Annotated in this window: 23 protein-coding genes and 1 pseudogene; 11 read left to right on the forward strand and 13 right to left on the reverse strand. The window is 71.9% G+C overall.

Translation table 11 applies throughout. The annotated features are described in order from the left end of the window. Positions 1-48: 48 nt before the first annotated feature. Positions 49-417 carry a hypothetical protein gene (locus tag IG08_RS0121200; RefSeq protein ID WP_030604702.1) on the reverse strand — a complete coding sequence of 123 codons (369 nt, stop codon included), beginning with the start codon at positions 415-417 and terminating at the stop codon, positions 49-51. A gap of 104 nt (positions 418-521) precedes the next feature. After that, positions 522-1,397 carry a hypothetical protein gene (locus IG08_RS0121205; protein WP_030604704.1) on the reverse strand — a complete coding sequence of 292 codons (876 nt, stop codon included), beginning with the start codon at positions 1,395-1,397 and terminating at the stop codon, positions 522-524. 267 nt (positions 1,398-1,664) lie between these two features. Here IG08_RS0121205 and IG08_RS0121210 point away from each other — a divergent pair, with 267 nt between their 5' ends. Together IG08_RS0121210 and IG08_RS0121215 are read left to right on the forward strand one after the other, a co-directional pair. After that, a complete protein-coding gene (locus IG08_RS0121210; RefSeq protein WP_030604708.1) occupies positions 1,665-3,770 on the forward strand; it encodes a SpoIIE family protein phosphatase in 2,106 nt (701 codons plus the stop codon). 93 nt (positions 3,771-3,863) lie between these two features. After that, positions 3,864-4,499 carry a hypothetical protein gene (locus IG08_RS0121215; protein WP_052424811.1) on the forward strand — a complete coding sequence of 212 codons (636 nt, stop codon included), beginning with the start codon at positions 3,864-3,866 and terminating at the stop codon, positions 4,497-4,499. On the opposite strand, the gene IG08_RS0121220 is transcribed toward IG08_RS0121215, so the two are convergent. Continuing rightward, positions 4,496-5,740, reverse strand: coding sequence for an MFS transporter (locus tag IG08_RS0121220; protein WP_030604715.1), 1,245 nt, complete (start codon positions 5,738-5,740; stop codon positions 4,496-4,498). The genes IG08_RS0121215 and IG08_RS0121220 overlap by 4 nt on opposite strands. A 123-nt stretch (positions 5,741-5,863) precedes the next feature. Here IG08_RS0121220 and IG08_RS0121225 point away from each other — a divergent pair, with 123 nt between their 5' ends. Further along, positions 5,864-6,775, forward strand: a complete 912-nt coding sequence (locus tag IG08_RS0121225) for a LysR family transcriptional regulator (protein ID WP_030604716.1) — start codon at positions 5,864-5,866, stop codon at positions 6,773-6,775. Here IG08_RS0121225 and IG08_RS0121230 read toward each other — a convergent pair. After that, entirely contained in the window at positions 6,772-7,572 is an 801-nt protein-coding gene (locus IG08_RS0121230; protein ID WP_030604718.1) for a putative protein N(5)-glutamine methyltransferase, read from the reverse strand. The genes IG08_RS0121225 and IG08_RS0121230 overlap by 4 nt on opposite strands. Positions 7,573-7,815: 243 nt before the next feature. Between IG08_RS0121230 and IG08_RS0121235 the strand changes: the two genes are divergently transcribed. Further along, entirely contained in the window at positions 7,816-8,256 is a 441-nt protein-coding gene (locus IG08_RS0121235) for a MarR family winged helix-turn-helix transcriptional regulator (protein WP_030604719.1), read from the forward strand. A gap of 12 nt (positions 8,257-8,268) precedes the next feature. Here the strand turns inward: IG08_RS0121235 and IG08_RS0121240 are convergent, their stop codons facing one another. Beyond that, complete coding sequence (locus IG08_RS0121240; protein WP_030604722.1) at positions 8,269-8,982, reverse strand: GNAT family N-acetyltransferase; 714 nt, start codon at positions 8,980-8,982, stop codon at positions 8,269-8,271. Next, positions 8,979-9,905, reverse strand: a complete 927-nt coding sequence (locus tag IG08_RS0121245; protein WP_030604725.1) for an NADP-dependent oxidoreductase — start codon at positions 9,903-9,905, stop codon at positions 8,979-8,981. Before IG08_RS0121245 ends, IG08_RS0121240 begins: the two co-directional genes overlap by 4 nt. 183 nt (positions 9,906-10,088) lie before the next feature. Here IG08_RS0121245 and IG08_RS0121250 point away from each other — a divergent pair, with 183 nt between their 5' ends. The 3 genes from IG08_RS0121250 to IG08_RS0121260 all read left to right on the forward strand — a co-directional run bounded on the left by IG08_RS0121250 (position 10,089) and on the right by IG08_RS0121260 (position 12,209). Next, on the forward strand, positions 10,089-10,694 hold the full coding sequence (locus IG08_RS0121250) for a sulfite oxidase-like oxidoreductase (RefSeq protein WP_030604728.1): 606 nt from the start codon (positions 10,089-10,091) through the stop codon (positions 10,692-10,694). Beyond that, entirely contained in the window at positions 10,687-11,442 is a 756-nt protein-coding gene (locus IG08_RS0121255; RefSeq protein ID WP_030604731.1) for a ferredoxin reductase, read from the forward strand. The genes IG08_RS0121250 and IG08_RS0121255 overlap by 8 nt, the downstream gene beginning before the upstream one ends. Before the next feature lie 182 nt (positions 11,443-11,624). Next, complete coding sequence (locus tag IG08_RS0121260) at positions 11,625-12,209, forward strand: Rv1733c family protein (protein WP_030604735.1); 585 nt, start codon at positions 11,625-11,627, stop codon at positions 12,207-12,209. 10 nt (positions 12,210-12,219) lie between these two features. Here the strand turns inward: IG08_RS0121260 and IG08_RS0121265 are convergent, their stop codons facing one another. Then, positions 12,220-13,599, reverse strand: a complete 1,380-nt coding sequence (locus tag IG08_RS0121265; RefSeq protein WP_030604739.1) for an 8-oxoguanine deaminase — start codon at positions 13,597-13,599, stop codon at positions 12,220-12,222. Between the two features lie 103 nt (positions 13,600-13,702). Here IG08_RS0121265 and IG08_RS0121270 point away from each other — a divergent pair, with 103 nt between their 5' ends. Both IG08_RS0121270 and IG08_RS0121275 read left to right on the forward strand, forming a co-directional pair. Further along, on the forward strand, positions 13,703-14,671 hold the full coding sequence (locus IG08_RS0121270; protein WP_030604742.1) for an acetylxylan esterase: 969 nt from the start codon (positions 13,703-13,705) through the stop codon (positions 14,669-14,671). Between the two features lie 124 nt (positions 14,672-14,795). Continuing rightward, positions 14,796-15,962, forward strand: coding sequence for an EstA family serine hydrolase (locus IG08_RS0121275; protein WP_030604744.1), 1,167 nt, complete (start codon positions 14,796-14,798; stop codon positions 15,960-15,962). A 40-nt stretch (positions 15,963-16,002) separates the two neighbouring features. Here the strand turns inward: IG08_RS0121275 and IG08_RS0121280 are convergent, their stop codons facing one another. Continuing rightward, a complete protein-coding gene (locus IG08_RS0121280; protein WP_030604747.1) occupies positions 16,003-16,896 on the reverse strand; it encodes an MEDS domain-containing protein in 894 nt (297 codons plus the stop codon). 107 nt (positions 16,897-17,003) lie between these two features. On the opposite strand from IG08_RS0121280, the gene IG08_RS0121285 reads away from it, so the two are divergent. After that, positions 17,004-19,079, forward strand: coding sequence for an ATP-binding protein (locus IG08_RS0121285; protein ID WP_043454830.1), 2,076 nt, complete (start codon positions 17,004-17,006; stop codon positions 19,077-19,079). A 174-nt stretch (positions 19,080-19,253) separates the two neighbouring features. On the opposite strand, the pseudogene IG08_RS62835 reads toward IG08_RS0121285, so the two are convergent. The 3 genes and pseudogenes from IG08_RS62835 to IG08_RS0121295 all read right to left on the reverse strand — a co-directional run. After that, positions 19,254-19,454: pseudogene (locus tag IG08_RS62835) on the reverse strand (thioesterase family protein); the annotation flags it as partial. Between the two features lie 129 nt (positions 19,455-19,583). After that, positions 19,584-20,309 (reverse strand): class I SAM-dependent methyltransferase, encoded by a 726-nt coding sequence (locus IG08_RS0121290; protein ID WP_030604753.1) that lies wholly within the window; start codon positions 20,307-20,309, stop codon positions 19,584-19,586. Between the two features lie 5 nt (positions 20,310-20,314). Beyond that, complete coding sequence (locus tag IG08_RS0121295; protein ID WP_030604755.1) at positions 20,315-20,878, reverse strand: PadR family transcriptional regulator; 564 nt, start codon at positions 20,876-20,878, stop codon at positions 20,315-20,317. 81 nt (positions 20,879-20,959) lie between these two features. Between IG08_RS0121295 and IG08_RS0121300 the strand changes: the two genes are divergently transcribed. Then, positions 20,960-21,358: a nuclear transport factor 2 family protein gene (locus IG08_RS0121300; RefSeq protein WP_030604757.1), complete on the forward strand. Its 399-nt coding sequence runs from the start codon at positions 20,960-20,962 to the stop codon at positions 21,356-21,358. Positions 21,359-21,973: 615 nt separating this feature from the next. On the opposite strand, the gene IG08_RS0121305 is transcribed toward IG08_RS0121300, so the two are convergent. Both IG08_RS0121305 and hisD read right to left on the reverse strand, forming a co-directional pair. Continuing rightward, on the reverse strand, positions 21,974-22,744 hold the full coding sequence (locus IG08_RS0121305) for an SDR family NAD(P)-dependent oxidoreductase (RefSeq protein ID WP_030604760.1): 771 nt from the start codon (positions 22,742-22,744) through the stop codon (positions 21,974-21,976). Beyond that, complete coding sequence (gene hisD / locus IG08_RS0121310) at positions 22,741-24,042, reverse strand: histidinol dehydrogenase (protein ID WP_030604762.1); 1,302 nt, start codon at positions 24,040-24,042, stop codon at positions 22,741-22,743. Before hisD ends, IG08_RS0121305 begins: the two co-directional genes overlap by 4 nt. Positions 24,043-24,049 lie beyond the last annotated feature (7 nt).

The raw sequence follows: 24,049 nt of genomic DNA on the forward strand, positions 1-24,049 counted from the left end.
ACCAGCCCCCACCGGGCCGCAGACACGTCACAGCACCCCAGCGGAGCGCTACCGGCTTTCCAGGCGTACGTGCAGTTCCCGCTCCTGGTCGCCGGAGGCCGAAGCGAGGTCGCGCACCATGAACAGGGAGTCCAGCGTGGTGCGCAGCCGCTCGATCGCCCAGTAGCCGCCCTGCGCGTCGGCCTCGACGGAGGACGAGAGCCGGGCCGGAGGCGGGCATGCGTGGGCGTCGGTGACCTCGAACGTGCCGAGCCACACCATCGGACGGGTCTCGTGGAGCTGCTGCGGCACGTCCTCGGCGCCCCGGTCGGACTCGAAGCACGTGCACAGCGTGTCGAAGACGATCCGGGCGTCCTCCTTGTTGCATCCGCTGATCTCGAGGGACACGGACTCCTCGTGCGATCGCTGGCGATCCATCGTGATCGCTCCTCTCGTGGCGGTGGCGCGGCCGTGCGGGTTCCCCGCGAACCGCGTCACATCCCCAGAAAAGCACCACTGCCCCGACGGGACCAGCGCGGGCATCAGCTCTTCGTGAACCGGTACGTCTTGCTGTCCGTGAGCACACAGAACCCGGGCGACACGACGATCACGCGCAGGGTGCCGTCCCGGCGGTCGTAGTCGATGCCCTCGGCCTCGAAGGTGCCCGTGCAGGAGCTGCGCAGCGGGAGCTGCCGCAACGCGGTGACATGACCTGAGACGTTCGCCGTGCCGTTCGGTTCGGCGGACAGGTCGATCTGGAGCAACGGCTTGGTGATGCCGAACAGCGTGCCCGCCGGGTCGTCGGAGGAGCAGAGCAGCTGGGTCGCGGTGACGAAGTCGCAGCCCTGTACGTCACGTACGGCGTGGTCGAGGTTGACGGTGGACGCCTGCGGGAGGTTCGCGGAGGGCGAGGTGCTCGTGTTGACGCCCGGGGTCGGGAAGACCAGCAGCCGGCTCATGGTGCCGTACTCCCCCGCCAGCATCCACTGACCGCCGGGCGAGATCGCGACCCAGGAGTTGTTCAGCGCCTCCCCGCTGCTGAGCGTGTGGACGTACTCCGACCAGGTGCCGCTCGGGGCCTGCACCCGGAACATCTTCGCGGTGCCCGAGTCCGCCTGGTACGGCTCGACGTAGTAGCCGTCGTAGGAGGCGTCGGGGTCGCCGACGTGGTTCCAGCCGCGGCTGCTCAGGTCGACGGGGATGGTGCCGATGCCCGTGTAGCGGTTCGCGCTGCCGGCCGGGACCTCGACCGAGGTGAGGCCCTGGCTCTCGGTCAGCGGGTCGGCGCGGTCGGAGCCGACCTCGGTCCAGGTATCGGCCGCCGACGCGGGCGGGGCGGCGGACAGGACGGCCGTCGCCGTGAGGGAGACGAGGGTGGCCAGGACCGCGTGACAACGCTGTCGGGCGCGCAGGGGCATGGGAACGACTCCTGGGATGGGGGGTGCGGTGGGGGCTCGGCGGCCAGTTTGGCGCGGCCATGTCGCCATGTACAGGCCAATTTGAAAACAGAGGGTGTCGGATCGCACACGCCCACGCGCACCCGCTTCGCCGGACGGCCGCCGCCGTGTTGAGAGATGGTGGAAGAACGCGACGGCGCAGTCGCGGAGACGGTTGAGCGCGGTAGAACAAGGGGAGTCGGCACGGGGGAACGACGTGCCGCGAGACGGTCGAAGGCGGTTCGTGCAATGGGTGCAGCCGGGATTCCCGTGACCGAGGGCGACGAGCCCCTGCGCGGGACGGTACGACCGAGCGGGCTGCTCGACGTCCTGGGCGTGGCTTCGGTGGTCCTCGACACCGAGGGACGCATCGTGCTGTGGAGCCCGCAGGCCGAGGACTTGTTCGGCTACACGGCGCGGGAGGCCCTGGGGCAGTACGCCGCCCAGCTCATGATCCACGAGCAGCACGTCGACCTGGTCGTCAAGCTGTTCGCCGATGTCATGGACACCGGCCAGGGCTGGGCGGGCGCCTTCCCGATCAAGCACAAGGACGGCAGCACCAAACTGGTGGAGTTCCGCAACATGCGGCTGCTGGACGACCGGGGCGACGTCTACGCTCTGGGGCTCGCCGCCGACCAGTCGACCGTGCGCCGGCTGGAGCGGGACGTGGCGCTGTCCACGCGGCTCGTCGCCCAGTCCCCGACCGGGCTGGCCGTCTTCGACACCGACCTGCGGTACGTCTCCGTCAATCCGGCGCTGGAGCAACTCAACGGCATACCGGCGGAGGAGCACATCGGGCGGACGATCCGAGAGGTCCTGCCGCACCTCGACGTCGATGCCATCGAGTCGGCGGCACATGAGGTGCTGGAGACCGGCCGACCGCTGGTGGACCAGGAGACGGTGGGCCGGACCGCGGCCGATCCGGGCGCGGAACATGCCTGGTCGATCTCGCTCTACCGGCTGGAGGACGCGATCGGAACCGTGCTGGGGTTGGCCGGGTCGGTCGTGGACGTCACCGAGCAGCACCGGGCGGCGGTCGAGGCCGAAGCCGCACGGCGCCGTCTGGCCCTCGTCGCCGACGCCTCCGCCCGGATCGGCACCACGCTGGACCTGGAGCGCACCGCCCGCGAGCTGGTCGGTGTAGCCGTGCCGGAGCTCGCCGACGTCGCGGCCGTGGACCTCCTGGAAGCCGTGGTCCAGGGCAGACCCAGCACGCTCGGCCCCGCCGAGGCAGCCGTGATCCGTGCCCTGGCCGTCGATGCGGACCGCGTCCCGGACGCCCTGAGCGCGGCCGACCCGCCCGGCGAGGTGGCCCGGTACGCTCCCGACCGCCTGGTCACCGAGTGCGTACGCACGGGGCTGCCCGTCCTGCTGGCGGAGGTCGGGACCGAGGACCTCCCCCGCATCGCCCGTTCCCCGGAGGCGGCCACGCTGCTGGCCCGGGCCGGCGTGCACTCCTATCTCGCCGTGCCGCTGATCGCGCGCGGCGAGGTGATCGGCGCCCTCGATCTCAAGCGGACGCGCAATCCGGTGCCGTTCGGCGAGGACGATCTGCTGCTGGCGCGTGAGCTGGCGGCCCGCGCGGCCGTGCAGATCGACAACGCGCGCTGGTACCAGAACGCCCGCGACACCGCCCTCACCCTGCAGCGCAGCCTGCTGCCCAGCCACCCCGCGGTGACCGGCGGCCTCGAGGTCGCCTCCCGCTACCAGCCCGCGGGCGCCACCGCCGAGGTCGGCGGCGACTGGTTCGACGTGATTCCGCTGGACGGCGGCAAGACCGCGCTGGTCGTCGGCGATGTCATGGGCAGCGGCATCAACGCCGCCGCGACGATGGGCCGACTGCGCACCGCGACCAACACCCTCGCCTCCCTCGACCTCGATCCGGCCAAGCTCCTGGAACACCTCGACCGGATCACCGAGGGCCTGGACCACTCGATCGCCACCTGCGTGTACGCCGTCTACGATCCGCGGCTCGGCCACTGCCGGATCGCCAACGCCGGCCACCTGCCACCGGCCCGGCTGCGTCCCGGCCGTCCGCCGGAACTGCTCGAACTGCCCACCGGGGCCCCGCTGGGCGTGGGCGGTGTCGCCTTCTCCACGACCATCGTCGACCTCGCGCCCGGCGACCGGCTCGTGCTCTACACGGACGGCCTCGTCGAGACGCGTCAACACCCGCTCGACGAACGCCTCGACGCTCTTCTCGCTCTCCTCGAGGGTCCGGACCGCCCGCTGCAGGAGCTCTGCGACCTGCTGCTGCGCACGCTGCACCAGCCGGACAACTCCGACGACGTGGCCCTGCTGATCGCCCGGGTGCAGACGCCTGTGGCTGAAGGGACCGAGGCCCTCAACTCATAGGGATTGATTACCTCTTCCTTAAGGTTCGTTGCCCACAATCGGACCAAGGCTTGGCGTGGAGATGCCGGGTGCCGTGGCCGAGGGGAGCGAGCCGTGACGCACGAACCGGATCAGGAACACACCCCGATCGACCAGGAGGTCCTGACTGGGCCGGGCGGAGCCGAACCGAAACGGTCGGCCCTTCACGAGCGGTGGCGGGGGCAGTCCGTACGCACGCGTGCGGTGATCGCGGCGACCACGGTCGCCGTACTCGCCGCCGGCGGCACGGTGGCCTATGCCGCAACCTCGACGGGCTCCAGCGGCGAGGCCGGAACCTCCGCGTCCGCCTCGGGCTCGGCCTCGCCGGACGACCGTGAACACCGGCACGGCCGCGGTCCGTGGTCCGGTCTCGGCGGCGGTGGCGTGCACGGCGAGGCGACCGTCAAGGATCTCGACGGCGACTGGGTCGTCCGTGTCTGGCAGCGCGGCACCGTGGAGAAGGTGGACGGCGACCAGGTCACCGTCAAGAGCGAGGACGGCGCGGAGTGGACGTGGACGGTGGAGGACGACACCACCGTGCTCGGGGACGACTCCTCCGACTCGGGAACCGACGCTCTCGATGACGGCGAGACGGTCTACGTGACCGGCACCCGCTCCGACGACGACACCAGGAACGCGGCGCAGGTCATCACCGGCGACTGGGAGAAGGACTGGCATCGTGGCCCTGCGGAGCGAGGCCTGCCGGGCTAGAGAGTACGGACCGGTTCGGCCTCGTCGCGGTGTGCCTGCTCCCGTCGTGGCAGCAGGAGCGGAGTGGCCAGGAGCAGCAGACCGGCGACCGCGATCGCCGTACGGCTTCCGACGAAGCCGGCCAGCAGACCCCACAGGGCGGTCAGGGACGCGGTGGAGAGCTTGCCGGTGACCGACCAGGCGGAGAGGGTGCGGACCACCCGGTCCGTCGGGGTCCGGTCCAGTCGGTAGGTGGAGTACACCGGGTTGAACACGCCACAGGACGTGATCACCCCCAGCTCTACGACCATCACCAGCACGAGCCCGGCCGTGCCCGGCCGGACGAAGGCCAGCCCGATCGGCCAGCACGCCCGCAGCGTGCCGGAGACGAGCAGGACGCGGTGCAGTCCGAACCGCGCGGCCAGCGGACGGGCCAGCCGTGAGCCGGCCAGGCCGCCGAGGCAGGGCACCGCGAAGGCGAGGCCGTACTGCCAGGGCGCGAAGCCCAGCGGGCCGAGCATGAGGACGGCGAGCAGCGGCGAGGTCGCCATGAGGAGGCCGTTGTACAGGGCCGTGTTGAAGAACAGCGGGCGCAGTGCCGGACTGGCCAGGATGTACCGCCACCCTTCCAGTAGGGCGCTCGCGCGAAAACCCGTCGGTGCCGCGGTGCGCTCGGGGCGCGGCTCCCCGCCGCCGATCGCGCGGATGCCCAACGCCGAGAGCAGGTAGCTGACGGCGTCGGCCACCAGGGTCGTCACGGGCCCGAACAGACCGATGGCAGCTCCGCCGACAGGAGGTCCGAGCACGGTCGCGGTCCAGGTCGTGGCCTCGAACCGCCCGTTGGCGAGGAGAAGGTCCTCCGGCCGTACGAGCCCCTTGAGAAAGGCGCCGGAGGCCGCGCTGAAGGTGATGTCGGCCGCCGCCACGACCACCGAGACGACCAGGAGTTGGGAGAGGCTGAGCCGGCCGAGCGCGTACCCGGCCGGGACGCTCAGCAGGGCGGCGAACCGGATCAGGTCCATCGCGACCATCACCGGCCGCTTGCGGCGGAACTCCACCCACGGCCCGAGCGGCACCGCCGCCACGGCCCCGACCGCCAGTCCCGCGGCCGCCAGCGCCGCCACCTCGGTCGGCCCGGCGTGCAGCACCAGGACCGCGATCAGGGGGAAGGCGTCGAAGGCGAGCCGCGTACCGAACACGCTGACCCCATACGCCGCCCACAGCCACCCGAACCGCCGCCCCAGCGACCGTTTCCCGCTCAAGCCCGCACCTCCCCCGACAACCACACGTTGATCGGGACCATCAAACCGAGCGGCAGGTGCCCAGATCAAACAACCATCTTGCCCCGCGACTACAACCCTGCGTTGTGCACCTAGGCTGACCGCATGGATCTCGATGCCGTACGCACCTTCGTCGCCGTCGTGGACGCGGGGCGCTTCCAGGAGGCCGCCGCCCATCTCACCATCACGCAGCAGGCCGTCTCCAAGCGGGTCGCCGGGCTGGAGAAGGAGCTCGCGGTGCGACTCTTCGACCGCACCGCGCGCGGCGCCCGACTCACCATCGACGGACAGGCGTTCCTGCCCCACGCCCGCGAACTCCTGAGGGCCGAGGAGCGGGCGGCCGCCTCCGTGCGCCCCGGCAGCCGCGCGCTGCGGGTCGACGTGATCGGGCGGCGGCTCGCGCCGGCGGAACTCCTGCGCGCCTTCCACCGCGCGCATCCCGACGCCGAGCTCGACGTCGTCACCCTCTTCGACGCCGACGCGGCCATCGCCGCGGTCCGCTCCGGGGCCATCGACGCGTCCTTCCGAGCGCTCACCCGGCAGCCCCCGGCCGACCTCGAGGCCACGCGGGTCTACGACGAACCGCTCCAGCTCGTCACGGGCCCCGCCCACGAACTCGCCGCGGCCCGCACCGTACGACCGGGGCTGCTGGCCGGGCACCGCATCTGGATGCCCGGCCTCGTCGCCGGTACCGAGTGGGCCGCCTACTACGACGACCTGGCAGCCGAGTTCGGGCTCACCATCGAGGCGACCGGCCCCGACTTCGGTACCGAGCCGCTCCTCGACACGATCGCCGACTCCGCGACGCTCGCGACCTTCGTCGGCGAGCTGACCCGCCTGGTCTGGCCGGCCCACCAGGACCTGCGGCGCATTCCCGTGCGGGATCCGACGCCGGTCTACCCGCACTCGCTGTTCTGGCGCGGCGACAACCCGCATCCGACGCTCACGGCACTCCGCGCCCACCTCCGCTCGCAGCGGGCCGGCGAGGGAACTTGGGCCCCGCGGTGGGCTTCTTAGGGCTTCGTTCCGATTACGACGTTGGCGTACCACTCCTCCAAGACGGCCAGCTGTGTCGTCAGGCCGCCACGCGTGAACGCCTCGACGGCGGCCGGTGCCTGGCGTTCGCTCGTCTCGACGAGCAGGCAGCCGCCGGGGGCGAGCCACCGGTGTGCCTCGGCCGTGACCCGGCGCAGGACGTCCAGGCCGTCGGCCCCGCCGTCGAGGGCGACGAGCGGTTCGTGATCGCGTGCCTCCGCGGGCAGGAGGCCGACCTCGCCGGTGGGTACGTACGGCACGTTGGCCGCGAGGATGTCGACGCGGCCGAGCAGCCCGCCGGGCAGCGCCTCGAACAGGTCGCCCTCGTGGACGTGACCGCCGGCGGCGGCGACGTTGCGGCGGGCGCAGCGCACCGCGGCCGGCTCGATGTCCGCGGCGTGCAGTTCGACCCGGCCGAGCGCCACGGCCAGTGCGGCTCCCACCGCACCCGAGCCGCAGCACAGGTCCACGACGACGGAGGCGTCCGGCGCCTGGACGAGGGCCTGTTCGACGAGGAATTCCGTACGGCGGCGGGGCACGAAGACACCGGGTGCGACGGCGATGCGCAACCCGCGGAACTCGGCCCAGCCGACGACGAGTTCGAGGGGTCGGCCGGCGACACGGCGGTCCACCATGTCGGCCAGCTCGTCCGGCGTACGGGCGGCGGCCAGGATCAACCGGGCCTCGTCCTCGGCGAAGACACAGCCCGCGGCACGCAGCGCGGCGACGACGGGGTCAGGGGAGGAGAACAACGACGACGAGGGAGAGAGTGAAGGCATGGAAGCCGAAGGCCTTTCGAGAGCCGAAGGGCGCTCCAGCGGTCACCTACCGACGGTGATCCGCGCCAATCCGAGAGGCGAGCACCCGATCTGACACAGCGTTGATGGGTCTCACCTCCTCGGTACCTCACGACTGGGACCGCCCTCAGCCGGACGGCCACTTTACACCGCCGACGCACCCGGGCGGCGGGAAAAAAGCGCAGATGAGTTGTACTGTGCAACAAGAACGGCGAGGGAGGTCCGGTGACAGCAGCCGAGGCGGTGGAGACCATCCAGCGCGAGATGACGGCCTTCGCCCGCCGAGCCCGGGCCTCGGCGGGACGGATGCACCCCGAGCTGTCGCTGGTGTCGTACACGCTGCTCGGGCATCTGGAGGAGCGCGACGGCTGCCGGGCGACCGACCTGGCCGCGCACTACGCCCTGGACAAGTCCACCGTCAGCCGCCAGGTCGGCGCCCTGGAGCGTGCCGGACTCATCGAGCGGCGCCTGGACCCGGAGGACCACCGCGTCCAGGTACTGCACCTGACCGAGGCCGGCCGCCGCATCCTCGCCCAGGTCACCGTGAGCCGCCGGGCGGCCGTCGGGGAGCGGCTCGCGGAGTGGCCGGATGAGGATCTGGAGCGGTTCGCCGGGTATCTCGTGCGCTACAACGCCTGGTCGGCGCCCGCTCCCGAGGACAACTGACCGCCCCAGCCGCTACGACACCGGTACGGCCGCCCGGTGCTCCGGCGCCCGCGCCGCGAGGAACGCGGTCCTACGGCGGAGCCGGAAGCCCAGGGACTCGTAGAGCCGTATGGCATTGGCATTCCCGGCGCCCGTGTGCAGGAACGGGGTCTCGCCGCGCTCCCGGATGCCGTGGGCGACGGCGAGGATCAGGCGGGTCGCCAGGCCCTCGCCGCGGGCGGCGGGGTCGGTGCAGACCGCGCTGATCTCGGTCCAGCCCGGCGGGTGCAGCCGCTCCCCCGCCATGGCGATGAGGGCGCCGTCCCGCCGTATGCCCAGGTAGGTGCCCATCTCGATGGTGCGGGGCAGGAAGGGGCCGGGCTGGGTCCGTTCGATCAGGTCGAGCATCTCGGGCACGTCGGCGGGGCCGAGGCGGATCGCCTCCGGGTCGCGCGCGGCGGCCAGCCCGTCGTCCACGAACTGCACGCCCTCGACCTGGAACGTGATCTCCCAGTCGTCGGGGACCTGTCCGCGGAAGCCCGGCAGTGGCACCTCGGCGCCGGGCCCGGCGAGCGCCGCGAGGTCCGCCCAGTCGTCGGCGTCGGGCTCGTCGGGCAGGGCCAGCCATGGCGACACGTCGACCGGGTAGCGCAATACCCGGCCACGGCGCTCGGCGAAGAGGGCGTGCGGGCCGGTCAGCGAAGCGAGCGCGGGGTTGTCCAGGACGTGGGGTATGCCGTCACTCATCGGGCGACCTCGATCACGACCTTGCCGCGGGCGTGGCCGTCTTCGACGGTGCGCAGCGCCTCGCCGGCCTCGGTCAGCGGGAAGGTCGCGGTGACGTGGGGGTTCAGGTCGCCGTCGATGACCAGTTGAGCGACCGCCTCCAGTACGGCCGCGTTGCGGGCCCGGGTCACGCGGGCGCCGCCGAGCCGCTGTACGTCCGACTCCGGGGCACCGGCGGTGATCAGCTTCGTCCGGTCGGCGAGCAGCTCGACGGCCTCGGTCAGGACGTCGGCGCCGACAAGGTCGTAGACGCCGTCGAGGCCGTCCGGTGCGGCCGCCCGCGCCCGCGCGGCCCAGCCGGGCCCGGAGGGGACGTGGACGGCGCCCAGCGACTCCACGAAGTCCTTCTTGCCCTCGCTCGCGACACCTACGACCCGCAGGCCGAGGGAGCGGGCGATCTGTACGGCGGCCGCGCCGACTCCGCCGCCCGCCCCGGTGACCAGCAGGGTCGCCCCGGACGGCAGATCGAGCTGACGGACGCCGTCGTAGGCGGTCGCGGCGGCGACAGGCAGGGTCGCGGCGTCCGTGAAGGACAGCTCGGCCGGTTTGTGCGCCGCGATGGCGACCGGCAGCAGGGTGTACTCGGCGTAGCCGCCGGTCAGCGCGGTGCCGAAGACCTCGTCCCCGACGGCGAAGCCCTCGACGCCCTCGCCGGTTTCCTCGACGATGCCGGAGACCTCGTTGCCCAGGACTGCGGGAAAGTCCCGCTCGCCGCTCTCGCCGGGCCGGCGGTACCCCGTGCGCTGCTTCCAGTCGACCGGGTTCACACCCGCGGCGCGCACCGCGACCAGGATCTGACCGGGGCCGGGCACGGGCCGGTCCACCTCGACGAGGGCCTCGGTCTCCGGACCGCCGTACCGCGTGAAGACGTACGCCTTGGGCATTGCTCCCACTCTCCTTCGCTGTCGCCGCTGTCACCGCAAGCTGGAGTGGCGGGTGGCTATTCCCGGGGCGCCCGACAGTTCATACGGCCTTAATGATCGGCGGACGGCCCCGTGGTCGGCGCACGTCTGACATGGACGTACGGTTGAACACGTAAGCAATCACCCCTGTCACGCTGGACCCATATGAACGTCACCCGAGGCTTCACCGGGCGCGCCCGCGTCCACAATCCCGGTCTGCCGCCCGGCCAGTACGACGCGGGCGACGACTGGCCCGTCCTGTCCGCGGAGGTCACGCCCGACCTGGCGCCCGCCGACTGGACGTTCCGCGTCGACGGGCTCGTCGAACAGCCGCGTACCTGGAGCTGGGAGCAGGCCCACGAGCTGCCCGCCTCGGCGTACGAGGGCGACATCCACTGCGTGACGAGCTGGTCGAAGTTCGGGGTGCGGTTCGGGGGTGTGTCGCTGGACGCGTTCCTGGATGTGGTGCGGCCCCATGGGTCCGCCACCCATGCCGTCGCCTACTCGCACACCGGTTACACCACGAATCTCCCGCTCGCGGACCTGACCGGCGGACGGGCCTGGATCGCCTGGGAGTACGACGGGAAGCCGCTCGCCTCCGAGCACGGTGGCCCGGCGCGACTGCTGGTGCCGCACCTGTACTTCTGGAAGAGCGCCAAGTGGGTCGCTGGCCTCAGGCTCCTCGACCACGACGAGCCGGGCTTCTGGGAGCAGAACGGCTACCACGCACGGGGTAACCCGTGGGAGGAGCAGCGGTACTCCGGTGACTGAGACCTTCACTCCCTCGACGCGGTTCGCCGTGCCCGGGCGGATCGCCGTGAGCAACCGGGCCGCCGCGGTGTGGCAGACCGCCACGCTGACCGAGATCCGCAGCGAGACCCCGCACGCCTCCACGTTCCGGTTCGCCGTGCCCGCCTGGGCGGGACACCTGCCCGGCCAGCACCTGATGCTGCGGCTGACCGCAGAGGACGGCTACGCGGCCCAGCGTCACTACTCGATCGCGTCCGCCCCCGACGACGCGGGCCATATCGAGCTGACCCTGGACCATGTCGAGGGCGGCGAGGTCTCGGGCTGGTTCCACACCATCGCCAAGCCCGGCGACGAGGTGCAGGTGCGCGGCCCGCTGAGCGGCTTCTTCGCCTGGCCCGGGGACCGGCCCGCGCTGCTGATCGGCGCCGGGTCCGGGGTCGTACCGCTGATGTCGATGGTGCGGCACCACCGGGCGCGCGGACTGTCCCTGCCGCTGCGGCTGCTGGTGTCCGCGCGCAGCCCCGAAGAGCTCATCTACGCGCGGGAGTTCGACGCCGAGACGACGCCCGTGTTCACGCGCAGCGCGTCCGAGGGTGTGCCCGTGGGACGTATGGCGGCCGCACATGTGGCGCCGCTCCTGGCCGAGCGGCCCACTGGTGGGTGGGAGGCCTATGTGTGCGGTTCCAACGCCTTCGCCGAGCACGCCTCACGCCTCCTGGTCGAGGCAGGTCAGCCCGTGGACCGTATCCGGATCGAACGCTTCGGCTGACGGGCTCCGCGACCGGATCGCACGACGCCGGACCTCCCCGGCGTTTCGCCGCACCACTGCTGGGCACTCCTGAGCGACGACGGAAGCCGGTTTCTCCGGCAGCTCCGCGGTGGTGAACGACGACGGTAAGGGGTACCAGAACTGTGTGGGCACTCGCAGGCGTGCGCGGTGCGGAGGTCGACATGCGAACCCGGGTGCGCGGCTGGCGCTGGCGGCGCAATCCGCTCAGGCGCCGGTCGGATGTCGTCGAGGCGTGGACGGTCCTGGCCGTCGCCCTGCTGCTGCTCCTGGGTGCTCCGCTGGCCGGGGCGATCGCGGGCTGGTGGGCCCATGGCGAGGCACGCGCGGTCGCGTCGGAGCAGCGTGCCGAAAGCCATCGGGTCCGTGCCGAGGTCGTCGGCAGGCCCCCCGGGTCGCTGCCCTCGGTGCAGGCCGGCCGTGAGCACTCCTACCGTGTGACGGTCCGCTGGACGGAGCCCGGCGGCGGTGCGCGGACGGCCACGGCACGCGTACCCGCGGGCACCCGCCAGGGCGAGGCGGTCGACGTGTGGTTCGACTCCCGGGGCCGGAGCGTGCCCCCGCCCCCGACTGAGACCGCGGTCTGGCAGCACACCCTCACCATCGGCGCGTGCGCCGCGGGCGGTGCCGTGGCCGTGGTGCTCCTCGGGCACTCCGTCGCACGCGGAGCGGCCACCCGCCGCCGGCTCACCGAGTGGGAACGGGAGTGGGCGCTCACCGAGCCGCAGTGGACCCGACGCCGGGCCTGACCAGGCTCCGTCAGGAGATCCGCTGCATGCGGCGTGCGAGGGTCCCGTGCGTCCGCAGCGCGTCCGCCAGCCCCGGCAGAACGGGTTCGCCCCGGTCGACCAGTACCTTCCCGGCGACCACCGTGGTCCACGCGCGGGCGGGCCCGCAGCGCAGCCACGCCTCCACCGGATCGGTCAACGCGCCGGCAAGCGCGACCTCGTGGAGGTCCCACACGACCAGGTCGGCGCAGGCCCCCGGCCGCAGATGCCCCAGCTCGTCCGCGCGGCCCAGACAGCGCGCCGAACCCCGGGTCGCGAGATCCAGGGCGTCCCGGGCGGTCATCGCGCCGGGCCCGCCCCGGTAGCGCCCGAGGAGCAGCGCGTTGCGGGTCTCCATCCAGAGCGAGGCGTGGTCGGTGGAGGCCGAGCCGTCGCAGCCGAGGCCGACGGGCATGCCCAGCTCGCGCATCTCCCGCACCCGGGCGGTGCCGCCGCCGATCAGCATGTTGGAGCTCGGGCAGTGCGCGACACCGACGCCCGCGGCGGCGAGGCGTTCGAGCTCGGCGTCGTTCGGATAGATGCAGTGGGCGACCCAGGTACGGTCGCTCATCCACCCGGTCTCCTCGAAGTACTCGACGGGACGGCAGCCGTAGGTCTCCAGGCAGTACGTGTCCTCGTCGCGGTCCTCGGCGAGGTGTGTGTGCAGTCGTACGTCGTGGCGCTCGGCGAGTTCGGCGGTCGCCGTCATCAGCTCCTTCGTCACCGAGAACGGTGAGCAGGGAGCGAGGGCGACCCTGATGAGCGCGCCGGGCGAGGGGTCGTGGTGCGCCTTGATGAGGCGCTCGCTGTCGGCGAGGACCTCCTCCTCGGTCTGCGTGACGCTCCTGGGCGGCAGTCCGCCGTCCTCGACGGAACGGGTCATCGAGCCGCGGGTCGCGTGGAAGCGGAAGCCGATGTCACGGGCGGCACTGATCTCGGCGTCGACCAGGCGGGGGCGCGGGTGGACGTAGAGATGGTCGGAGGAGGTGGTGCAGCCGCCCATCAGCAGCTCGGTCATGCCGACGTACGCCGAGACGTGGGCGGCCTCCTCGTCGAGTGCGGCCCACAGTGGGTACAGGGTGGTCAGCCAGTCGAAGAGGGAGCCGTTGACCGCGGGGGCGTAGGAGCGGGTGAGGTTCTGGTAGATGTGGTGGTGCGTGTTGACCAGGCCCGGGGTGACCAGGCGTCCGGCCGCGGAGACGGTCGTACGGGCCCGGGGTTCCGTTCCTGCCGATCCGACGGCGGTGACCCGACCATCCACGACGGCCACCCAGCCGCCCGGGATCTCCCGCTCTCCGTCCACGACGAGCAGCTCGGCATCCCTGACCAGCAGTTCTACTTCGTCGACCGGCATGTCGGCGGCAGATGTCATGCGGTCATCGTAGGCGCGTACCGGGGCAAGGACCTGGCGATACGTCCGACCACCCACGTACGGTGTGATCATCCGCACTCACTCTTCACAAAGGCGGTCCTCGATGGCCCTGTTCGACCTTCCCCTCGACGAGCTCCGCGAGTACCGCAGCGCGTCGACCGAGCCCGAGGACTTCGACGCGTTCTGGTCCAAGACGCTCCAGGAGGCCCGCGAGCACGATCTGGATGCCCGCTTCGAACTCGTCGACACGGGCCTGTCCACGGTGAAGGTGTACGACGTGACGTTCGCCGGATACGGCGGCCACCCGGTGAAGGGCTGGTTCACGATCCCGGCCGAGGTCTCCGCGCCGGTACCGGTGGTCGTGGAGTTCGTCGGCTACGGCGGCGGGCGCGGGCTGCCGCACGAGCATCTGCTGTGGGCGTCCTCGGGCCGGGCGCACTTCGTGATGGACACCCGGGGCCAGGGCAGCGCCTGGGGCGGCGGTGGCGGTACTGCGGACCCCGTGGGCGGTGCGCCCTCGTTCCCCGGCTTCATGACCCAGGGCATCGACGCGCCCGAGAACTACTACTACCGCCGGGTGTTCACGGACGGGGTGCGTGCCGTGGAGGCGGCCCGTTCGCACCCGCTGACCGACCCGGCGCGCACGGTCGCACTCGGCGCGAGCCAGGGGGGCGGCATCTCGATCGCGGTGGGCGGGCTGGTCCCGGACCTGGCGGCTGTCGCCCCGGACGTGCCGTTCCTGTGCGACTACCCGCGCGCGGCGACGATGACGGACCGTCACCCGTACCGGGAGATCGGCCTGTTCCTCAAGACTCACCGCGGCCGTTCCGAGGACGCCCTGCGCACTCTCTCCTACTTCGACGGCGTCCACTTCGCGAGCCGCGGCCGGGCTCCGGCCCTCTTCTCGGCGGCCCTGGAGGACCAGACCTGCCCGCCCTCCACCGTGTTCGCGGCCTTCAACGCCTGGACGCACGCCGACAAGGCGATCGAGGTGTACGACTTCAACGACCATGAGGGCGGCGGCCCCTACCAGGAGGCGGCCAAACTGCGCTGGCTGCGCTCGTACGCCTGAGGGCGTTGTTCTTACGGCAACTCCGTCGCGCCGGGCACCTTCCGTCCAGTCCGACCAGTCGGTACGTTCGTGGAGCCCGGGTCGCAGCGTCGCGGCTCGGGCTTCCGGGAGCGACGGAGGGCCCATGTCCGAGCACGATCCACAGGTTCACGGCCACTGCGACGAGCGCTTCGCGGCCGTACGGACGGCGTTCGAGGAGAACTTCCGCGACCGTGACGAACTGGGCGCCGCGGTCACCGTCACGGTCGACGGCGAGACCGCGGTGGACCTGTGGGGCGGCTGGGCCGACTCGGCGCGCACCCGGCCCTGGGAGCGCGACACGCTGGTCAATGTGTGGTCGACGTCGAAGGGACCGGTCGCACTGTGCGCGCATCTCCTCGCCGACCGGGGACTGCTCGACTTCGACGCACCGGTGGCCGCGTACTGGCCCGAGTTCGCGGCGGCGGGCAAGGAGAAGGTCCTGGTACGGCACCTGCTGTCGCACCGGTCCGGGCTGTCCGGCCTGCGCGAGCCGCACTCGCTCGCCCAGCTCTGCGACTGGGAGTTGACCACACAGCGGCTCGCGGCGACGGAGCCGTGGTGGGAGCCGGGGAGCCGGTCCGGGTATCACGCGTTCACGTACGGCTTCCTGGTCGGGGAGGTCGTACGGCGGATCTCGGGGCTGCTTCCCGGTGCGTTCCTGGAGCGTGAGGTGACCCGGCCGCTCGGGATCGACTTCACCATCGGGCTCCCGGAGAAGGAGTCGGGGCGGGCGGCCGAGCTGGTGCATCCGCCGGCCGCGTCGGCCGGCGAACAGGCGGAGATCTTCAGCCAGTTGGCGCCTGCGGCCCTGGCCGCGCTCATCAACCCCGTGGCGGGCGCGCGTGAGGCCAACACACCCGAGTGGCGGGCCGCCGAGATCCCGGCCGCCAACGGACACGGCACGGCACGAGCCGTCGCCGCGCTCTACGGGATCTTCGCCGGCCGGGGCTCCTACGACGGCCACCGCGTCCTCTCCCCCGAAGCTGCCGAGGGCGTCCGTGAGGGGCAGGGCAGCTGCCGCGACCTGGTGCTCGGCGCCGGTCTGGGGAGAGAGACGGAGATCGGGCTCGGTCTGTGGCTCAGTGGGCCGAACGGCTCGTACGGGCCCAACCCGCGGGCCTTCGGGCACGACGGTTTCGGCGGCTCGTGCGGTCTGGCGGACCCGGAGGAGGGGGTCTCACTCGGGTACGTGATGAACCGGATGGGGCCTCATATCGCCGACGATCCGCGGAAGATGGCACTGGTCGACGCGTTGTACAGCGCCTTGTGACGTCGGCGTGCGACGGCCGGGCTGTGACGTCCGCCGCGGGTCACGGTGCGCGTCCCGCATGTTCGATGCGCAGACCCGGGGCGCGGTCCCAGCCGGTCACCCGCATCATCCGCCGGATGTGGGGGGCGACGCCGATCAGCACAAGGGTGCCGCCGGACGAGTCCAGGCGGAGCGCCGTGAAGACGAGCAGGCGCAGGGTTCCCACGTCGATGAAGTGCAGGTCGTGCAGGTCCAGACGGATACGGACGCCGTCCGTGGAACGGGCGCGGGAACGTGCCGTCTCGGCCTGCAGGGCGCGAGCGACTGCGGTGACGTTCGTGTCGTCGACCTCCCCGGCGAGGGCGAGGCCGGGGGGTGCGAACGTGCGGGTGATGGACAGGAGGCCGTCGCGCCAGACGTCGTCGGCACCGACCCGGCCGTGGTGCAGCCCGTCGAGCAGGACCAGTTCGGCCTCGTCGAAGAGCCGGCAGTCGAACTGGCAGATGCCGAGGACGGGCAGCGACACGAACGCGGAGTCGAGCAGCAACTCGCTGTCGTGCAGCGTCTTGAGCCCCTTGCCGGCCTGCGTGCGCAGGATCTCCATGCACACACGCAGCCCGAGGAAGCCGTCACCGACCGCACGCCGTACCTCCCGGCGGACGACCTCGTCCAGGTCCCACAGGCCGTCAGGGGCGGCGAGGTGGGCGTCGACGCACAGCCGGTCGGCCGCGACCTCGTCGTCGACCCGGCAACCGTACGTCTCGAGGAAGGACAGGGCGACGCCCGCCGGGATCTCGACGGACGTCAGCAGAAGGCCACGCTGTCCGCTGGCCAGGCCGTCGAGCAGGAACGCGGCGAGCACGGTCTCGCGTTCCTCGTCCGTGTCGTAGCCGAGGAGCAGATGGTCTCCGTGACGCATCTGCCCCACGGTTCGCAGGGCGGGTACGACGGCCATGCCCACACCTCCCTCGGTGCGCCGGGCCGCATCCACGCTACGCCCGGTACAGGCCGCCCGTGAGAGGTTAGGGTGACTCTCCGCAGGGCTCCGGGCAAGGGGGGACGATGGCGGCCTCACTGCACAGCGGCAGAACCGGAAATCTTCCCTCCGAGGCCAATGCGTTCGTCGGGAGGCTGCTCGAACTCGCGGAGATCTCAGGGCTGTTGGCCACCGAGCGGCTGGTGACGCTGACGGGAACCGGGGGTGTCGGCAAGTCCCGGCTGGCGTTGCGGGCGGCGCATGCCGCGAAGGCCGGGTTCCCGGGCGGGACCTGGTTCGTGGAGCTGTCGGAGCTGCGGGACCCGGGGCTGCTGACGAACGCCGTGGCGCAGGCGACCCGGCTGACCGAACAGACGCTGCGCCCGCTGATCGAGGCGGTCTGCGGCCATCTCGCGGGGCCGGCGCCGCTGCTCGTGCTCGACACCTGTGAGCATGTGCTCGACGAGTGCGCGAAGGTGGTACAGGAACTCCTCGCGAACCTCCCCGAGTTACGCGTACTGGCCACCAGTCGGCAGCCGCTGGGCGTGCCGGGCGAGCACCTGCTGACGGTGGCGCCCTTGCCGCTGGGCGAGCGCGACGACGCGGTGGCGCTGTTCGTGGCGCGGGCCGCGGCGGCGGTGCCGTCGTTCGCGCTGAGCGAGGTCAACCGGGCGCATGTGGCGGCGGTTTGTGCACGTCTCGACGGGATACCGCTGGCGCTGGAACTCGCGGCCGTCCGGTTGCGCGGATTCCCGCTCGACCGGCTCATGGAGGGTCTCGACTCGCGCTTCGACCTGCTGGTGTCGTCCACGCGGCCGCGCCTGGCCCGGCATCAGACCTTGCGCACCGCCATCGGCTGGAGCCATGAGTTGTGCACTCCGCTGGAGCGGCTGCTGTGGGCGAGGCTGTCGGTGTTCGCGGGTGGGTGGGACGTGGAGGCGGCCGAATTCGTGTGTCACGGCGGGCCGTTGGACGCCGAGGAGATCCTCGTACTGCTCGCCTCGCTCACCGAGAAGTCCATCGTGACCCGGGACGACGACGGTACGGCGGTGCGGTTCCGCATGCTCGACACGGTCCGCTCGTTCGGTGCCGAGTGGCTGGCGGGGCTCGGCGAGGAGGAGGCGGTCAGACGGCGGCACCGGGACTACTTCCGGTGGATCGCGCGGCAGGGCGAGGCGGAGTGGCTCGGTCCCGGCCAGCGGATGTGGGCCGAGCGGCTGACCACGGAGCATGCGAACCTGCGGCTGGCGATCGAGGAGTGTCTGGCGGCACCCGGGCCCGAGACGGCCCTCGAACTGACCGGCACCCTCTGGTACTTCTGGTTCGCCTGTGGTCTCGCGGAGGAGGGCCGCGGCTATCTGGAACGCGCGCTGCGCCGGGCTCCGGAGGGCGGTGGGCCCGAATATCCCCTGTCGGTGTGGGCGCATCGGCTGGTCACGGTCGTACCGGACGACCTGGAGGCCGCCGAGTCGGTGAGCGCCGCCTATGTGTGGCTGGCCGAGGAGCGCCATCTGCCCGTGCCCGCACTGCCGTTGACGGGGGCGAGCCTGGCCGTGCGGGGTGAGTCGGCGCGGTCGGCCGTGCTGTACGGCGGCACCGGGCAGACTCCCGGGGGCGACGGCGGCGCCGAGTTCCACCAGCTGCTGACGCTGGCCCTGGAGGCGTATCTCCTGGCGAGCCAGGCCGCGTTCGAACGGTGCGCGGCGGTCGCCGAGCGGCTGCGCGCGGCCTGCGCCAAGCGCGGTGAGCTGTGGATGCGGGCCTGGGGCGACTTCTTCGTCTCGCTGGCGGGGATCGGTCTGGGCCGGTCGGAGGAGGCACTGCGTCCGGCGCGTGCGGCGCTGGCCGCGAAGTGGCGGGTGCACGATCGGCTCGGCGCCGCCGCGGTGGCCGACCTGCTGGTGGCCGCGCAGGCCTCGCGTGGCGAGGACGAGCTCGCCGCGCGCCTGCTTGGCATCAGCAGACGCCTCTGGCACACGGCGGGCCTGCCGCAGCTGGGGAATCCCGACGCGACCGTCTTCCACCGGGAGTACGAGCGTCGGCTGCGTGTCTCTCTCGGGGACGCGTGCTTCGCCGAAGCGGTGCGTGAGGGCGGTGAGTTGGGGGCGGACGCGGCGATCGGACTGGCCCTGGGCAACGGGATCCTGGAGGCTGACCTCTGATCCCCGGCGGCAGGATCTGCTCGCCTTCGTCAGCGGCTGACGGCCCGATCGCCGCGGATCGCCCGGGATTGCCGACAGGCGTCCGTCCGCCGACCAGACCGCGCTGTCGTCGAGGGCGTCGGTGAAGTGGACCGTGAGCTGCGCGGTGGGCACGGGCCGTGGGGTGTACCAGACGGCGTACAGCGCGGCCGGCAGGACGTCGGTGAGGGTGACCACCGTCGCCACGTCGAGCGGACGGGCGCCCGGGAAGCGCACCCAGGCCACGAGCACGGCCCGGCCACCACCGGCGGGCGGGAGGTCGGCGGTGGCCGGCCGTATCTCCAACTGCCGTGCGAAGGGGGCCAGATGGCCCGGCAGCTCGACGGGGCCGGGCACGCCCGGGGCCGGCTGTTCGTCGTACGGCGGTCCGGGCCGGCCGGGGCCGAACAGGGCCGAGCCGATGACGACCGGCCGCCCGCCCTGGTGGTCGGTGCAGACACAGGCTGCGGTTCGGAAACAAATCCTCTAGGCCGCGCGTCGCGCCACGACCATCCGGACGCGCGGGCTGCCGTCCCGGCGCAGGCCGAACTCGGGGAGGGCGTACAACTCCACCCTCAGGCCGGCCCACTCCAGCTCCCGGCGTACGTCGCCGAGCCGGAACGCCCGGTAGTACATGACGAACGGTGGCCGCCACACCGCGTTGCGCACCCGCATCACCGCGTCGAAGCCGAGCAGCATCCAGTAGGCCCGGGACCAGGGGCGGGGCGGGGCGACGACCGGGAAGGCGAAGCAGCCGCCCGGCCGCAGCACGGCGTGGATCCGGGAGAACAGTCCGGGCAGTTCGCGCGGCAGGAAGTGTCCGAACGCCCCGAAGCTCACAACAAGGTCGAAGGCGGGGCCGAAGGGCAGGGCGCGGGCGTCCGCGCGCACCCAGGAGAGGCGGGGCCCGGCCGACCGTGTGCGCTCGCGCGCGACGGCGAGCATGCCGGCACTGAAGTCCACCCCGGTGACGCTGCTCCGGCACACCCGCGTCAGGACTTCCGCCCCGGCGCCGGTGCCACAGCACAGGTCGAGCCCGTCCTCGAAGGGCCCCATCCGTCGCAGCGCGGACGCCACGGCGTCGAGCACCGAGTCCGGCGTACGGAAGGGCGTGTGGTCGAACTTGGGGGCGAGCAGGTCGTAACCGCGCTCGACGGACGACAGCGCCTGGACGGCGAGTTCGCGGAGACTGGGGCCTTCGGGGCTGAACATCCGCGTCAGCTTAGGGGAACACGCCTGCCCAGGATCGCGAGAACGCGCTCGCACCAGCGGACGTTCTCCGACTCGAAGGCGATCCCGCCCATCAGGGTGAGATAGGGGCCGATGCGGTCGGCTTCGCGCAGGTACTCCTCCTCGGTGCGGCCGTCGAGGAGCCGGTCGCGGACGCGTTCGTAGCGGGCGAGCTTCCCGCGCGCCCATGACATGCGTTCCTCGACCAGGGCACGGGTCACCTCGGGGTCGGTGCCGTCCATCGCTTGGATCTTGATGAGGAGTTCGTCGCGGAGCGCGGTGGGCCGCCGGGTCGGCTCGGCGGCGAAGGCGGTGAGTTCGCCCCGGCCCGCGTCGGTGAGGGTGAACAGCCGTTTATTGGGCCGGCGTTCCTGCTGCACCACCCGCGCCTCGATCAGCCCGTCCTGCGCGAGGCGCTCCAGCTCGCGATAGAGCTGCTGCGGCGTCGCGGGCCAGAAGTTCGCCAGCGACACGTCGAAGACCTTGGACAGTTCGTAGCCCGAGGCCTCTCCCTCCAGCAGGGCGGCGAGGACGGCGTACTTGAGCGACATATGGACACGCTAGCAGTAGGTGATTAATCTACTCCACACCTACTCAACAAATTGAGTATCCCATCGACTATGGAGGGCTCGATGCGCGCATTCCGAGAAGCGATCGAGGCGCAGGACCTCGACGCCGCCGAGGCGTTGCTGGCCGAGGACGTGGTCTTCACGAGTCCGGTCGTGTTCAAGCCGTACGAGGGCAAGGCCATCACGGCGGCGATCCTGCGCGGTGTCGCGCGGGTCTTCGAGGACTTCCGCTACGTGAGTGAGCTGAGCAGCGAGGACGGCCGCGACCACGCCCTGGTCTTCGCCACCCGGGTGGGCGACCGTGGAGTCGACGGCTGCGACTTCATCCACCTCGACGAGAACGGCCTGATCGACCGGTTCACGGTCATGGTCCGTCCGCTGTCCGGAGCGCAGGCCCTGTCGGCGGCCATGGGCGCACAGTTCGAGCAGATCGCGAAGGAGGCGGAGGCGCGGCTCGGGTGAGGGCGCGCCTCCGCCTCGGCATCACACGAGGGCCAGCGTGATGGCTCCCGTACAGGGCGGGCCCGGGGGTCAGCTCCGTCGCGGTGCCGTCGACGGTCATGGCCACCGACTTGCCGCGCGGCGCCCGGACGGTGGCGTCGGCGGCGAGGGTGAGCGAGGTCAGATAGGAGGTGCCGGTGACCGTCCACGCGGAGCCGCTGTTCAGTCGCACGACCACGCCGCAGGCTCACGCGGGTGGTCGCGGAGAGTTCGTACGTCTCTCCGGAGCCGATCGTGATCCGCTTGCCGGAAGCCTTGGTGCCGGCGGTGGCGGAGGCCGCCGGGATCAGGACTGCGCCGGCCGTGGCGGTGCCGGCGAGCAGGACCGAGCGTCGGGTGATCAGCGTCATTGCCTGCCTTCCGAGGGGTGGGGCATGCCGTCGCGGAGCGTGACGGTCCCGCCGTCGGCAGCATGGTCACGACGGCGCGGGCGGGGGCATCCGACTGGTGCGCACGAGGGAGTGAATCAGCCTGCCTTACCAGGTAAAAGGGGCCGTGCGCTCACATCTGGGAACCCGATGGCTCGGATCGCACGGCCCACTTCATGGCGATTACACAGGGTGGCAACAGCCCTGGTCAGGACGGTGCGATCATCCCGGCCGACAGATCGATGTCCGCTCCGCACAGGCCGGGCATCGCCAGCATCGCCACCAACGCCCGGGCCACCTCGTCCTCCTCGACGAGCCGGCCGAGCGCGGCCCGTGTGGCGAAGTCGCGTTCGGCCTCCTCGACGGTGCAGCCGGTGAGTTCGGCCGTCAGTCGGAAGTTGCGGTCCATGCGTGGGCCCCGAACCGGGCCCGGGGAAAGGGAGTTGACCGCGACGCCCAGCGGACCGACCTCTCCGGCCAGCGTCCGGGTGAGGCCGATCAGCGCCATCTTGGAGGCGGTGTACGGGGTGCGGTTCAGGAGCGGGCGTTTCCCGCTGACCGAGGCGACGTTGACGACGTCGCCCCGGCCCGCCGCGATCATCGGCGGCAGGAAGGCCCGGCACATGAGGTAGACCCCGCGGACGTTGGCCGCGAACACCTCGTCCCACTCGTCCGGCTCGATGTCGGTGAGCGGCTTCACCGGGCCCGCGACGCCGGCGTTGTTGACGAGCAACGACACATCCTCGTCCGCGAGTTCGGCGGAGAGCCGCCGCACCGACTCCGGGTCGGAGACGTCGCACACCGCCGTACGGGCCTGCCCGCCCTCCTTGACCACCCGGGCCGCCGCGTCCGCGAGGGCCTGTTCGTTGCGCCCCACCAGGACGACCCGGGCCCCGGCATCCGCCAGGGCGAGCGCGAACGCCCGCCCCAGCGGCCCTCCCCCGCCCGTGACGAGCGCCGTACGCCCACTCAGGCTCATGCGGTGTTCCACGGCAGCTCGTCACCGGCGGCCTTCGCGGCGCGTACGTCGCCGGAACGTGCGTGTCCCTCGAACAGCTCGACGCGGGAGGCCCGCCCGCACAGCCGGCCGAGCAGTGCCTGCGACCCGGTGTCGTTGACCTCCTGGTAAGTGACCGTCTTGAGGTACTTCCCCACCCACAGCCCGCCGGTATACCGGGCGGCACCACGTGTGGGCAGCACATGGTTCGTGCCGATGACCTTGTCGCCGAAGGACACGCAGGTGCCCTCGCCGAGGAAGAGGGCGCCGTACTGGGTCATGCGCTCCAGTGCGAGACGCGGCTCGGCGGTGAGCACCTCGACGTGCTCGAAGGCGAACTCGTCGGCGAGCGCGTACAGCTCGTCGAGGGAGTCGACGACATGTACCTGGCCGTGGTCGCGCCAGGCGGGCTCCGCGAAGTCGCGGGTCGGCATGCCGGGCAGGATCCGCTCGACCTCGGCGATGGTCTTCTCGGCCACCTCGCGGGAGGTGGTGATGAGGACGGCCGGGGAGTCCGGGCCGTGCTCGGCCTGGGAGAGCAGGTCGACGGCGCAGACGAACGGGTCGGCCTGCTCGTCGGCGAGGACGAGGATCTCGGTCGGCCCGGCGAACAGGTCGATGCCGATCTCCCCGAAGAGCTGGCGCTTGGCCTCGGCCACGTAGGCGTTTCCGGGTCCGGCGATCAGGTTCACGGGCCGCATCGAGTCCGTCCCGACCGCCATCGCGGCGACCGCCTGCACTCCGCCCAGCAGCCAGATCTCGTCCGCTCCGGCCAGGCGCATCGCGGCGACGGTCGCGGCCGGGATCTCGCCACGGATCGGCGGCGTACAGGCGACGACCCGCGGCACGCCGGCGACCTTGGCGGTGATGATGGTCATGTGGGCGGAGGCGGTGAGCGGGTAGCGGCCGCCCGGGATGTAGGCGCCGGCGGCCTGCACGGGGATGTGCTTCTGCCCGAGCCGCACACCCGGCAGGGTCTCCACCTCGAACTCCCGCAGGGAGTCCAGCTGGTGGCGAGCGAAGGCGCGGACCTGGTCCTGGACGAAGCGGATGTCGGCGATGACCTGCTCGGGCACCGACGCGACGATCTTCTCGACCTCCTCGTCGGAGAGCCGGAAGGAGTCCGGGCTCCACTTGTCGAACTTCTCGGAGTACTCGCGCACGGCCGCGTCACCGCGCTCGCGGATGTCCGCGATGACGCCGGTCACGGTCTCACGCACCTGGGCGAGGGAGGCGGTCACCTCGGCCTTGGGTACGGCGTGCTTCAGGATCTCTGACACAACTGCG

Source organism: Streptomyces fulvoviolaceus (assembly GCF_000718165.1).
In the GTDB taxonomy this organism is placed as follows: Bacteria; Actinomycetota; Actinomycetes; order Streptomycetales; family Streptomycetaceae; genus Streptomyces; species Streptomyces fulvoviolaceus.